The sequence below is a fragment of the Methylobacterium sp. 17Sr1-1 genome (assembly GCF_003173775.1).
Lineage (GTDB): Bacteria > Pseudomonadota > Alphaproteobacteria > Rhizobiales > Beijerinckiaceae > Methylobacterium.
The window spans coordinates 4786227-4798052 of sequence record NZ_CP029552.1 but is presented as its reverse complement, the minus strand read 5'-3'; the positions used below and the strand labels follow the sequence as shown (position 1 = coordinate 4798052).

At 72.6% G+C, this 11826-nt stretch carries 11 protein-coding genes; 7 read left to right on the top strand and 4 right to left on the bottom strand.

Going from position 1 to position 11826, the window contains the following annotated elements; genetic code table 11:
- Positions 1 to 44: 44 nt before the first annotated feature.
- Entirely contained in the window at positions 45 to 569 is a 525-nt protein-coding gene (locus DK412_RS21755; protein ID WP_109973661.1) for a TspO/MBR family protein, read from the bottom strand.
- A gap of 197 nt (positions 570 to 766) precedes the next feature.
- Between DK412_RS21755 and DK412_RS21750 the strand changes: the two genes are divergently transcribed.
- Both DK412_RS21750 and DK412_RS21745 read left to right on the top strand, forming a co-directional pair.
- Positions 767 to 1921: a PLP-dependent aspartate aminotransferase family protein gene (locus DK412_RS21750; RefSeq protein ID WP_109973660.1), complete on the top strand. Its 1155-nt coding sequence runs from the start codon at positions 767 to 769 to the stop codon at positions 1919 to 1921.
- A 113-nt stretch (positions 1922 to 2034) separates the two neighbouring features.
- On the top strand, positions 2035 to 2499 hold the full coding sequence (locus tag DK412_RS21745) for a hypothetical protein (RefSeq protein ID WP_109973659.1): 465 nt from the start codon (positions 2035 to 2037) through the stop codon (positions 2497 to 2499).
- A gap of 8 nt (positions 2500 to 2507) precedes the next feature.
- On the opposite strand, the gene DK412_RS30700 is transcribed toward DK412_RS21745, so the two are convergent.
- The 3 genes from DK412_RS30700 to mdoH form a co-directional block, all read right to left on the bottom strand.
- Complete coding sequence (locus tag DK412_RS30700; RefSeq protein ID WP_204165421.1) at positions 2508 to 2885, bottom strand: PIN domain-containing protein; 378 nt, start codon at positions 2883 to 2885, stop codon at positions 2508 to 2510.
- Positions 2886 to 3102: 217 nt separating this feature from the next.
- Positions 3103 to 3558 carry a helix-turn-helix domain-containing protein gene (locus DK412_RS21735; RefSeq protein WP_109973658.1) on the bottom strand — a complete coding sequence of 152 codons (456 nt, stop codon included), beginning with the start codon at positions 3556 to 3558 and terminating at the stop codon, positions 3103 to 3105.
- 100 nt (positions 3559 to 3658) lie between these two features.
- The gene (gene mdoH / locus DK412_RS21730) at positions 3659 to 5626 is read right to left on the bottom strand and encodes a glucans biosynthesis glucosyltransferase MdoH (RefSeq protein ID WP_109973657.1); all 1968 of its coding nucleotides are present in this window, start codon (positions 5624 to 5626) and stop codon (positions 3659 to 3661) included.
- A gap of 203 nt (positions 5627 to 5829) precedes the next feature.
- On the opposite strand from mdoH, the gene DK412_RS21725 reads away from it, so the two are divergent.
- From DK412_RS21725 to DK412_RS21705, 5 genes are all read left to right on the top strand, one after another.
- The gene (locus DK412_RS21725; protein WP_109973656.1) at positions 5830 to 6948 is read left to right on the top strand and encodes an SDR family NAD(P)-dependent oxidoreductase; all 1119 of its coding nucleotides are present in this window, start codon (positions 5830 to 5832) and stop codon (positions 6946 to 6948) included.
- Positions 6948 to 8036 (top strand): NAD-dependent epimerase/dehydratase family protein, encoded by a 1089-nt coding sequence (locus DK412_RS21720; RefSeq protein ID WP_204165420.1) that lies wholly within the window; start codon positions 6948 to 6950, stop codon positions 8034 to 8036. The genes DK412_RS21725 and DK412_RS21720 overlap by 1 nt, the downstream gene beginning before the upstream one ends.
- 216 nt (positions 8037 to 8252) lie before the next feature.
- Complete coding sequence (locus tag DK412_RS21715) at positions 8253 to 9551, top strand: TIGR04295 family B12-binding domain-containing radical SAM protein (protein WP_109973655.1); 1299 nt, start codon at positions 8253 to 8255, stop codon at positions 9549 to 9551.
- On the top strand, positions 9536 to 10708 hold the full coding sequence (locus DK412_RS21710) for a glycosyltransferase family 4 protein (protein ID WP_109973654.1): 1173 nt from the start codon (positions 9536 to 9538) through the stop codon (positions 10706 to 10708). Before DK412_RS21715 ends, DK412_RS21710 begins: the two co-directional genes overlap by 16 nt.
- Positions 10705 to 11793, top strand: coding sequence for a glycosyltransferase (locus DK412_RS21705; protein ID WP_109973653.1), 1089 nt, complete (start codon positions 10705 to 10707; stop codon positions 11791 to 11793). Before DK412_RS21710 ends, DK412_RS21705 begins: the two co-directional genes overlap by 4 nt.
- Positions 11794 to 11826 lie beyond the last annotated feature (33 nt).

Below are 11826 nucleotides of genomic sequence, written 5' to 3'. Positions count from 1 at the left end.
ATGAGGTCGTGGTCGGGACGGAGGCGGGTCGCTGCGACCCCTCCTCAGTTCATCCACCAGATCGCCGCATTGAGCGCCGTCGCATACGCCACCCACGCGGCGTAGGGCACGAGGACGAGGGCGGCGAGCCGGTCGAGCGGCAGAAAGAGCCGGATCGTCCACAGGATCATCACCAGCAGAGCGAGCACCACGACGAGGCCGCCGCCCAGGTCGTGCCGGGCGAAGAACACCGGCGTCCAGGCGCCGTTGAGGGCGAGCTGGACGAAGAACGCCCACAGGGCGAGCGTCCGGGTGCGCCGCAGGCTCCCCGTCGCCGGCGCGGTGCCGAGCACCCGCCAGCCCGAAAAGGCGATGAGCGTGTAGAGGATCGTCCAGGCGACCGGGAACAGCCAGTTCGGCGGCGTGAAGCCGGGCTTGGCGAGGCCCGCGTACCAGGTCGGGATGTTCGGCGTCGTCGCGAGACTTCCCACGACCGCCACCGCGGCGACGGGGGCGATCGCCGCGAGGAGGCGCGGCACGGGCGAGAGGACGGGCCGGGCGGGACGGTGAAGCGTTGCGGTCGGCGGCATCTCGGGCTCGGGTGCTATGTGTCTCTCACAAAACTCCCGATCACCGTCGTCGCTCGCTCTGGCGACGTCGGCGCAACGGGAGTTTTGTGAGGTGCACTATACCGGGATGGAGGTTGCGCGCCGGCACCGGTTCTGCAAGGGCGGCGGGGGAGCAAAACATCCTCGTCGCATCGTCTCGTCGCATCTTGGAGTCCGGCATGAGCAGCGCCCCGCGCCAATGGTCGAAGAAGAGCCTCGCCGCCCAGGCGCTCGGCCACGTCGATCCGGTCACGAAGGCCGTGGTGCCGCCGATCCACGTCGCCACCACCTATATCCGCGACCCCGACAACCAGTATTCGTCCGGCTACGTCTACGGCCGGCCCGACAACGCCACGGTGCGCGAGGCGGAAGCCGTGATCGCGATGCTGGAGGAGGCTGAGGCCGGCGCGCTCCTGTTCTCCTCCGGCATGGCCGCCGCCACGGCGGTGTTCGGCGCCCTCGACCCCGGCGACCACATCGTGGCGCCGACCGTGATGTACTGGGCGCTGCGCCGCTGGCTGTCCGAGGAGGCGACCCGCTGGGGTCTGAAGGTCGATTTCATCGCCACCGACGACCTCGATGCCCTGAAACGCGCGGTGCGGCCCGGCGAGACCAAGCTCGTCTGGCTCGAGACCCCCTCGAACCCGCTCTGGACCGTCACCGACATCGCGGGGGCGGCCGAGATCGCCCACGCGGCCGGCGCGCGGCTCGCCGTCGATTCGACCGCGAGCTCGCCGGTTGTCACCCGGCCCCTGACGCTCGGCGCCGACGTGGTGATGCATGCCGCCACCAAGGTGCTCAACGGCCATTCCGACGTGATCGCCGGGGCGCTCGCCGGCGCGACATCCGACGCGTTCTGGGCCCGGATCCAGCGCATCCGCTCCGGCAACGGCGCGATCCTGGGGCCGTTCGAGGCCTACCTGCTGATGCGCGGCATGCGCACCCTGCACGTGCGCATCGCGGCCCAGATGGCGAATGCCGGCGAGCTGGCCCGGCGGCTCTCGGCCCATCCGGCGGTGGCCCAGGTGCTGTATCCGGGCCTGCCCGGGCATCCCGGCCACGCGGTGGCGGCGCGCCAGATGACCGGCGGCTTCGGCACCATGCTGTCGATCCGGGTGGCGGCGGGCGAGGCGGCGGCGATCCGGACGGCGGCCCGGGTGGGTCTGTGGAAGCGCGCGACCTCGCTCGGCGGCGTCGAGAGCCTGATCGAGCACCGGGCTTCGATCGAGGGCCCGAGCACCCCCTGCCCGCCGGACCTGCTGCGGCTCTCGGTCGGCATCGAGGATGCGGACGACCTGTTCGCGGATCTGGACCAGGCGCTGCGGCAGGAGTGACGGATCAGGCCGGCGAAAAAGGCCACGGGAGCTTCCGGCGCCGTTTGCGCGTTGAACCGGCGACGCTTTTTGTTCGCCGGCCCAATTCTTCGCTAGCTCACGGGAGACCCGCCATGCCCGCCGCCCTGCCCTTCGCGCTTCTCGGCGCGCACCTCGTCCTCGTCGCGGCGGATGGTCCGCCGCGGCTCGACATCGCCGGCACCTGCAACTCCCCCGGCCGCGCCTCGGTCAGCCAGGAGGCCGGCTCGGACGGTTGCCTGCGCTCCGAGCGCTCGGCGGGCGACGAGCTGCGCAAGCGCTGGGGCCAGTTCTCCAGCTCGGCCAAGACCCAGTGCTCGCAGCAATCGACCGCCGGCGGCTTCCCGAGCTACGTCGAGATGCTGACCTGCCTCGAACTCGCCAGCGGCGCCGTGCCGGTGACGAGCCCGACCAACCGCGCCACCGCCGGCCAGGGCAGCCCCGCCACCACCGGCAGCGTCCGCGGCCGCCCGGGAGAGCGCGCCGACAGCCTCACCGCCGAGCCGAAGCCGAGCCAGCGCACAGACCCGATCAAGGTGCTGGGCAAGCCGGCGCAGTAGGGCCGGCGCTACAGCACGGCAGCGTAGGGGCGGAGCACGTCGACTGTCTCGACGAGGCCGGCAGCATCCATGTCGACGAGAAGCGCCTCGGGGTGCTTCTCGGGCCGCTTGAACCGTAGCCGCATCGTGCGAATGGCAGCAGTCGCCCGGCCCATGCCGAGCGCGATCGTATCGGCGAGAAAGCGGTCCGTGGAACGAGCCTCGAGATCCAGCGGCAGAAGAATCTCCGCCGGAAAATCCTTCAGGTTGTCCGTCACGATGACCGAGGCGCGCGTCTTGATAGCCGCAGCCAAGACGTGGGCATCGTCCTTGTCCGGCAGGTTTTCGCCGTGGATCAGGACATCCGAGAAGTCCGTGACCATGGCCTCCTCGAACGCTGCCTCCATGTTGGCTCGTGCGCGCGTTGCGTGGGCATGAGCGTCGGGAACACCCTTGCCTGACAGGATCTCCGCGATGGCGCGCTCCGTCTCCGTCCAGGACGGGGTCTGACCAGCGAACGCGGAAGAACTCGGCTTCCGCCAAAGTCAGCAGCAGGTTTCGCTTCAAGGCACCGGCGAGTGCGCAGGCATCAATGAAGGCGGTGAAACGGCTGGCGAACATCGCTCAGAGATGCTCGGCATCCATCTCCGCCAGGGCGGACAATGCCTCGCCCCGCTTGGCATCCCGCGCTCGCTTGTAGTCGAACAGATGCTCCGCCTTGATCCGACGGTGCCGCCCGACCAGCGTGTGGGCGATCTCCTGCCGGTCGAGCAGGGAGATGAGGAACGGTCGCGAAACGTTCAGCAGGTCGGCCGCCTGCTGGGTGGAGAGCATCTGCCCGACCGGCACCAGCGTCACCGCGTGGCCGCTACCGACATGCCACAGCAGATCGATCAGCAAGTTCGACAAGGCGGGGGTGAGCGTCACCTCGACCGGGGATTTGGCCTGGTCGAGGATGCGCAGGCTCGTTCGGTCGGTCGCGTGACTTGCCAGGATCGTGCGGAGCTGGTTGGCCGCCGCCCGCTCGTCCTCCGAGGGAAGGCGACGACCCAGAGGCTCGACGCAGGCCGGCGCAGTCATGTAGGCCCTCTCGTCCCGAACCGAAGCGATCCCCCTATCCGCAACAGTCGCAACGAACTCAACAGTCGAAACGCGGGATCGTGAGAGGCGTTCCGGCCGTTCAGATGTCCCGCGGCGGAGACGCCTTCGCGTCGTCGGTCGCCGTGGCGAGCCAGACGGGAGCCTCGCCGCGCACCGGCTGCGACCGGGCGAGGGCCGGCGGCGCGGCGCGGGCGGCGGCGAGGTCGCGCAGTTCCGGCGCCTGGGCGGTGTCGTCGACCGTGAGGAACAGGCCGCGCCGGCGCGCCGCCTGGCCGAGATCGGCCCGGCTCGTCAGCACGCTGAGGGCCGGGCTCGCCAGGAGCGCGAGGACGAGCGGCGCCATCCAGAGGGCCAGCAACGGATCGGCGGCGTAGGCCACGGCCGCCGCCAGCAGGATGCCGGCGACCAGCGAATCGGCCTGGAGCCGGCAGGCCTCGGACCACGGCACCCGGCGGTCGTCGCGCACCTGGGTGTCCCAGCGCACCACTCTCCCGGCGAAAGTCGTCGCCACGGCGCCGGCGTTGAACAGGGTCATGACCGGCCAGAGCAGCACCCACAGGGCCTGTTCGAGGGCGGCGCTCACGAGCAGGCTCCGCGTGCCACCGAAGGCGGCGCGGCGCTCGGGCGAGAGCAGGACGTGGCCGAGGCTGAGGAGCTTCGGAGCCGCCAGCACGGCAAGGCTCAGGGACGCCAGGATCGCCGCCGCCGGGCCCTCGCCGGTCAGCCCGTAGGCGAGGAGTCCGAGATCGCCGCTGCGGATCGCCTGCCACGTGCCCAACCCTAGGAACGCGACCCAGACCGGCGAGGCGAGGTAGGACAGGATGCCGGCGCCGAGGTGCCAGCGGCTGCCGGCGGTGAGGCCGGGCAAGCCGATGATGCCGAGATGCTGCAGGTTGCCCTGGCACCAGCGCCGCTCGCGGCCGAGCAGGTCGGTGAGGTTGGTGGGCATCTCCTCCCAGGTGCCGGGCTCCTCCGGCAGGAGGCGCAGCTCCCACCCGGCCCGGCGCAGGAACGCCCCCTCGACCGTGTCGTGGCACAGGATCTCGCCGCCGAGCGGCGCGCGGCCGGGCAGCACCGGCAGCTCGGCATTGGCCGCGAAGGCTTTGACGCGCACGATGGCGTTGTGGCCCCAGTAGCCCCCGTCCGGCCCCTGCCAGGTCTCCAGCGCCCGGATCGAGAGCGGGGCGTAGAGCCGCACGGCGAATTGCTGGATGCGGGCGAACAGCGTGTCGCGCCCGGCGGCGTAGCTGACGGTCTGGATCAGGCCGGTGCGCGGGTTCTCCTCCATCAGCCGCACCAGGCGGCGCATGGCCGCACCGGTCATGAGGCTGTCGGCGTCCAGCACGATCATGAAGTCGTACTCGTGGCCGTAGGTGGCGCAGAACTCGCCGATATTGCCGGCCTTGCGGCCGGTATTCTCCCGCCGGCGCCGGTAGCGGATCGCCGGCAGGCCGGACCCGGCTTGCTCGCGCCAAGCCTCCTCGCGCCACGCCTGGATGCGGCCGAATTCGCGCTCCTCGGCCGCCGCGATCTCCGGGTCGCGGGTGTCGCTGAGGACGAAGATGTCGAGGTCGCGCCCGTCGCCGCCGGTGCGGGCGAGCGACCGCGCCATCACGCGGATCGCCGCGAAGACCGCGGCCGCGTCCTCGGCGTGGATCGCCACGACGGCGGCGGTGCGGCTGCGGCCGCTCGCCACCGGCGGCAGGACGGCCGCCTGCCGCTCCACCCGCGACATCACCCGTGGCCCGAGTCCGGTGGCGAGCGCGCCGTAGAGGTAGGTCCAGGCGATGTAGGACTGCCAGGCCATCGCCAGGCAGAACAGCGCGAGCACCGCGGCGTCGAGCGGCCCGTCCGGCACGCCGGTCGCGGCGAGCGCCGCCGCGGCGAGGGCGAGCGCCGTCGCGACAGTCGGCACGAAGAGGGCCAAGCGGCGGCGGCGCAGGGACGCGGCCTCCCGCCGGGCGTCTTCCTGGGACTCCTGCCGTTGGGTGAGGTCCGCGCCGGGCGCAGCCGGCACCGCATCGTGCGACGAGGGAACGAGGGGCATGGAGGGGTCGCGTGAACTCGGTGGAGGGGAGCCGAAGCGGGACGCCGGTCGAGCGCCGCCCAGGCGCTATCCCGCTGACATCTCTTGAAGCAATCGGGCTGAATGACGCCAGAACGATGACACCTGTTCGCGGCGCTCCCGCCCCATAGATACAGGATGGAGGTATCGGCCGACCCAGGCCGGCAGCGAAAGGAGCGCGACGGGTGCCGCAGACCATCCTGATCACCGGCGGGGCCGGCTTCATCGGCCGGGCCGTGGCGCGGGCCCTCGTCGCCCGGGGCGACCGGGTGCGCGTGCTCGACAGCCTGATCGAGCAGGTCCATGGGACGCAGGCCAGGCCCGAGGGGCTGCCGGACGCGGTCGAGCTGCGGCGCGGCGACATCCGCGACGGGCGCGCGGTGGCCGACGCCGTGGCCGGCGTCGACGCGGTGATCCACCTCGCCGCCGAGGTCGGGGTCGGCCAGAGCATGTACGACGTCGACCGCTACGTCGCGGTCAACGAGCACGGCACCGCGATCCTGTTCCAGGCCCTGATCGAGCGGCCGGTGCGGCGGGTGGTGGTCGCCTCCTCGATGAGCGTCTACGGCGAGGGGCTGTATCGCGGCGCCGACGGGCGGGTGCGCGAGGAGGTCGTGCGCCAGCCCCGCTCCGGCCCCGATGCGCCGTGGGATCCCCTCGACGAGGAGGGGCGGCCGCTCGTGCCGGTGCCGACCCCGGAATGGAAGCGCCCGGCCCTGGCCTCGGTCTACGCGCTGGGCAAGTACGCCCAGGAGCGCCTGACCCTGATGCTGGCCCCGGCCTACGGGATGGAGGGCGTGGCCTTGCGCCTCTGGAACGCCTACGGGCCGGGCCAGGCGCTCTCGAACCCCTATACCGGGGTGCTCGCCATCTTCGCCTCGCGCCTGCACAACGGCGCGAGCCCGGTGATCTTCGAGGACGGGCACCAGCGGCGCGACTTCGTGCAGGTCGACGACGTGGCCCAGGCCTTCCTGCTCGCCCTCGACCGGCCGAGGGCCGCCGGCCAGGTCTACAACATCGGCTCGGGCGAGGACCGCTCGGTGCGCGAGGTCGCAGGCCTTCTCGCCCAGGCGATGGGCCGGCCGGACCTGACGCCGGAGATCGCCGGCAAGGCCCGGGCCGGCGACATCCGCCACTGCATCTCGGACATCACGAAAGCGCGCGAGGAACTGGGCTACCGCCCGGCCCGCGACTTCGCGGACGGGCTCAGGGAACTCGCCGCCTGGGTCGCGGAGCAGGAGGAGGCCCGGGACCGGGTCGAGGAGGCGCGCCGCGAGCTCGACCGGCGCGGGCTCGTAGCGTGATGACGGCGCATATCACGCCACCTCCGGCCATCGCCGGCCGGCGCCCGGTCCTGATCACCGGCGGCGCCGGCTTCATCGGCTCGAACCTCGCCGATGCCCTCGCGGCGGAGGGGCGGGACGTGCTCGTCTACGACGCCCTGCTGCGCCCGGGCGTCGAGGCCAACCTCGCCTGGCTGAAGGAGCGTCACCCGCAGCGGATCTCCGCCGTGACGGCGGATCTGCGCGACGCCGGCTCCCTCGCGGCCGCGGCGGCGGAGGCCTCTTCGGTGTTCCACCTCGCGGCCCAGGTCGCCGTGACGACGAGCCTGACCGATCCGGCGGCGGATTTCGCCGTCAATCTCGGCGGGACGCTGAGCCTGCTCGAGGCCCTGCGCCGGCGCCCCGATCCAGCCCCGCTGGTCTTCGCCTCGACCAACAAGGTCTATGGCGACCTCGCCGACCTGACCTTCCGGCGGGTGGGCGACGCCTACGCGCCGGAGGATCCGGCGATCCTCGCCCACGGCGTCGGCGAGGACCGGCCCCTCGATTTCCATACGCCCTATGGCTGCTCGAAGGGCGGGGCCGACCAGTACGTGCTCGACTATGCCCGCAGCTTCGGGGTACCGACCTGCGTCCTGCGGATGAGTTGCATCTACGGCCCGCGCCAGATGGGTACCGAGGACCAGGGCTGGGTCGCGCATTTCCTGATCCGGGCGCTGGAGCGCGAGCGGATCACGGTCTACGGCGACGGCTGCCAGGTGCGCGACGTGCTCGATGTCGGCGACGCCGTCGCAACCTACCGGGCGGCGCTGGCGCGGATCGGGCAGGTGAAGGGTCGGGCCTACAATCTCGGCGGGGGACCGGCCAACGCGGTGTCGCTGCGCCGGGTGCTCGCTGCCATCGAGGGCCTCGTCGGCCATCCCCTCGACGTGGGCTTCGAGGAGTGGCGTGCCGGCGACCAGCGCTACTACGTCTCCGACACCCGCCGCGCCGCCGCCGATCTCGGGCTCGGGGCGCCGCTGCCCTGGCACCGGGGGCTGACGCGGCTGGCGGAATGGCTCGCCGAGAGCCGGGGCCTGCGCCTGAACCCCCGGGCGGTGCCGGCCTGAGCCGCGCGCGAGAGGCGGTCGGGTTCCCGCTTCGAGCCCGCGAAAACGGCATGGCGCTCGTCGCGCCATGCGCCTGCGGCATGACGGCCGGCCCATTGGTATCGATCGCTTAACCGCATTCGGGCGAAAAGCCCTTGTCGTCCGGAGCGGCCCCGCCACTTCTCAATAGTCGCCCCCAGTACCTGCGATGCCCGTTCCCGGTTCAGGACAGCCGCTTTGAGAATCGCCCTCGTCAACCCGACCTGGAGCTTCGAGAACAGCATCTACTTCGGGTGCCGTTCCCCGCACCTGCCGATCGAGCTCGGGGCCTGCAAGGTGCTGCTGGAGCGGGCGGGCCACGCGGTGCTGATGCTGGACGGGGCCCTCGACGGGCTCTCCCTGACCGCCCTGGCCGAGCGGGTGGCGGAGTTCGCCCCCGACATGACGGTGGTGACCACCGCCCCGACCTACCTGTTCTGGCGCTGCGCTCAGCCCGAGCTGCGCGTGCCCCGCGCCTTCCTCGATGCGCTCGGGGATCGTGGTGGCCGCACCGTGGCGGTCGGCCCGCACGGCTCGGTCACGCCGGAGACGACTCTCGCCAAGCTCGCCTGCGACATCGTGGTGCGCGGCGAGTGCGAGGAGGTGGTGACGCGATTGGCCGAGGGCGGGCTTGCCCGGCTCGATGCCGTGCCGGCCGTTGCCTTCCGCGATCGCGCGGAGACGGTCGTCACCGGCGGACCGGCGGCGACGAGCTTCGTCGATCTCCCGGCCCTGTCCTGGCCCGACGCCTGGGTGGCGCGCCACGCCCACCACCACCACCGCTTCGACCGGGCGCCGGAGGGGCCGGGCGCCGAGGTCGAGGCCTCGCGCGGCTGCCCTTATTCCTGCACCTTTTGCGCCAAGATCGACTTCCGGGACAAATACCGGCGGCGCGCGCTGCCGAACGTCCTGGAGGAGGTCGACCGGTTGATCGCGCAAGGGGTGACCTACCTCTACTTCATCGACGAGATCTTCCTGCCGCAGAAGCCGCTGCTGGAGGCCCTCGCCGCGCGCCAGGTGGAGTTCGGGGTGCAGACGCGAATCGACCTGTGGAAGCCCGACATGCTCGACCTGCTCGGGGCGGCGGGCTGCGTCTCGATCGAGGCCGGCGTCGAGAGCTTGACGGAAGCCGGCCGCGCGCTGCTCGACAAGAATTGCCGCGCCTCGACCGACGACCTCGCCGAGCGCCTGATCCATGCCCGCCGCTCGGTGCCGTTCGTGCAGGCGAACCTCATCAAGGTCGCGGGCGACGATCCCGCGCTGGTGGCCGCCTGGCGCGACCGCCTGCGCGCCGCCGGCGTCTGGGCCAACGATCCCGTGCCGCTCTACCCCTATCCGTCCTCGCCGGATTACCGCCGCCTCTGGGGCGAGCCGGACGGCGAGGCCTGGGAGCGGGCGCACGCCCATTACCTCGGCCAGTTCGACCGCTTCAGCGACATCCAAGAGGAGCGGCCGGCCCCGTTGCGCGAGTTGGAGGCGGCATGCTGCCCAGCCTGACGGTCCCGGCCGGACGTCCCCTCCCCTACCGGGGGGCGCCGGCCCTCAACCTGTTCATGACCGTCGATGCGGTCGGCGGCGTCTGGCAGTACGGGCTCGACCTCGCCGAGGAGCTGACCCGCCAGGGCATCGGGGTGACGCTCGCGGTGCTAGGGCCCGAGCCGAGCCAGGACCAGCTCCGCGCCGCCCGCGCCATCCGCGGCCTCGCCCTGTGCCCCCTCGGGGCGAGCCTCGACTGGACGGCGCTGACCCCCGGCGAGGTCGAGGCCGCCGCCGCGATGGTCGCCCGAGAGGCCGAGCGGGCCGGCGCCGACCTGATCCACCTCAACAGCCCGGCGCTCGCGGCCCTCGCCGAGTTCTGCGCCCCCGTCGTGGCGGTAGCGCATTCCTGCGTAGCGACCTGGTGGGCGGCGATGCGCCCCGGACCCCTGCCGCCCGACCTCGCCTGGCGGGCGAGCCTCGCGGCGGAGGGCTACCGCCGGGTCGACGCGCTGCTCAGCCCGACCCGCGCCTTCGCGGAGGCCACCGCAGCGACCTACGGCATCGCCCCGCCCCGGGTGGTGCCGAACGGCCGGCGTACGCCCACCTCCCGCGGGCACCGCACCCCGGCGGGCGCGGCCGCCTCGCCCTTCGCCTTCACCGCCGGCCGGCTCTGGGACGAGGGCAAGAACGCCCGCACCCTCGACCGGGCCGCCGCCCGGATGCAGCTGCCGCTGCTCGCCGCCGGCGACCTGAAAGGCCCGAACGCGGCACAGTTTACCCCCGAGCACCTGCGGCCGCTCGGCCGCTTGAGCGACCAGGACGTGGCGCGCTGGCTCGCAGGCGCCCCGATCTACGCCTCCGCCGCCCGCTACGAGCCCTTCGGCCTCGGCGTGCTGGAAGCGGCGAGCGCCGGATGCGCCCTCGTGCTCTCCGACATCCCGACCTTCCGCGAGCTGTGGGACGAGGCGGCGATCTTCATCGCACCCGACGACGAGGCGGGCTTCGCCCACGCCATCGAGATGGTGGCGGCCGATCCCGCCATCCGGGCGCGGCTCGGTGCCGAGGCGCGGACGCGGGCCGAGGCGTTCACGGTCGAGGCGATGACGGCGGGCGTGCTCGACGTCTACCGAATGGTGCTCGAGGCCCCGCCCCTGCGGGCCGGGATGCCGGCGTGAGGATCGTCGCGTTCACGCATTCCCTGCGCTCGTGCTGGAACCACGGCAACGCCCATTTCCTGCGCGGCGTGCTGCGCGAGCTGCAGGCCCTCGGCCACGCGGTGGCCGCCCACGAGCCGGCGGGCGCCTGGAGCGTCGAGAATCTCCGTCGCGACCACGGCGAGGCGGGACTCGCCTCGTCGCTGGCGCCCTACCCGGAGCTGACGGCCACGGTCGACCCGCCGGGCTTCGACCTCGACGCCGCGCTCGACGGCGCCGACCTCGTGCTGGTGCACGAATGGAACGAGCCGGCCCTCGTCGCCCGCATCGGCGCGGCGCGGCGGAACGGCGGCCGGTTCACCCTGCTCTTCCACGACACCCACCACCGCGCGGTGAGCGAGCCCGACGCGATGCGGGCCTACGACCTCTCGGGGTATGACGGCGTGCTGGCCTTCGGCGAGACGCTGGCCGAGGTCTATCGCGGCTGGGGCTGGGGGAATCGCGTCTTCGTCTGGCACGAGGCCGCCGATACCCGCCTGTTCCATCCGCCGGCGGTGGAAGGCCCCCGCGCGGGGCTGGTCTGGATCGGCAACTGGGGCGACGGCGAGCGCAGCGCCGAGCTGGAGCACTTCCTGTTCGGGCCGGCGCAGCGGGCCGATCTACCCCTGGATATCTGGGGCGTGCGCTATCCCGGCGCGGCGCTCGCGACGCTGGAGCGCCACGGCGCGCTCTACCGCGGCTGGCTGCCGAACGCCCGCGCCCCGGAGGTCTTTGCCCGTCACCTCGCCACCGTGCACGTCCCGCGACGCTTCTACGTCGAGGCCCTGCCCGGCATCCCGACGATCCGGGTGTTCGAGGCGCTGGCCTGCGGCATCCCCCTGATCTCGGCGCCCTGGCGCGACAGCGAGGGCCTGTTCACGCCGGGGCGCGATTTCCTGGTGGCCCCGGACGGCGCGGCGATGGAACGACACCTGCGCGACCTTGCGGAGGATGCGGGCTTGCGGGCGGAACTCGCGGATCACGGCCTGCGGACGATCCGGGCGCGGCACACCTGCGCGCATCGTGCGGCAGAGCTGCTGGCGGTGGCGGAGCGGCTGCGGGGGTAGGCGAGACCGCTCGCCTCCGCTCAGCCCCCCGTT

What these genes read in the sequence shown, in the direction of transcription:
- DK412_RS21720 (WP_204165420.1), top strand. Translation starts at nt 6,948, where the DNA reads ATGACGGCGCATATCACGCCACCTCCGGCCATCGCCGGCCGGCGCCCG.
- DK412_RS21755 (WP_109973661.1), bottom strand. Translation starts at nt 569, where the DNA reads ATGCCGCCGACCGCAACGCTTCACCGTCCCGCCCGGCCCGTCCTCTCG.
- DK412_RS30700 (WP_204165421.1), bottom strand. Translation starts at nt 2,885, where the DNA reads ATGGAGGCAGCGTTCGAGGAGGCCATGGTCACGGACTTCTCGGATGTC.
- DK412_RS21710 (WP_109973654.1), top strand. Translation starts at nt 9,536, where the DNA reads ATGCTGCCCAGCCTGACGGTCCCGGCCGGACGTCCCCTCCCCTACCGG.
- DK412_RS21735 (WP_109973658.1), bottom strand. Translation starts at nt 3,558, where the DNA reads ATGACTGCGCCGGCCTGCGTCGAGCCTCTGGGTCGTCGCCTTCCCTCG.
- mdoH (WP_109973657.1), bottom strand. Translation starts at nt 5,626, where the DNA reads ATGCCCCTCGTTCCCTCGTCGCACGATGCGGTGCCGGCTGCGCCCGGC.
- DK412_RS21750 (WP_109973660.1), top strand. Translation starts at nt 767, where the DNA reads ATGAGCAGCGCCCCGCGCCAATGGTCGAAGAAGAGCCTCGCCGCCCAG.
- DK412_RS21745 (WP_109973659.1), top strand. Translation starts at nt 2,035, where the DNA reads ATGCCCGCCGCCCTGCCCTTCGCGCTTCTCGGCGCGCACCTCGTCCTC.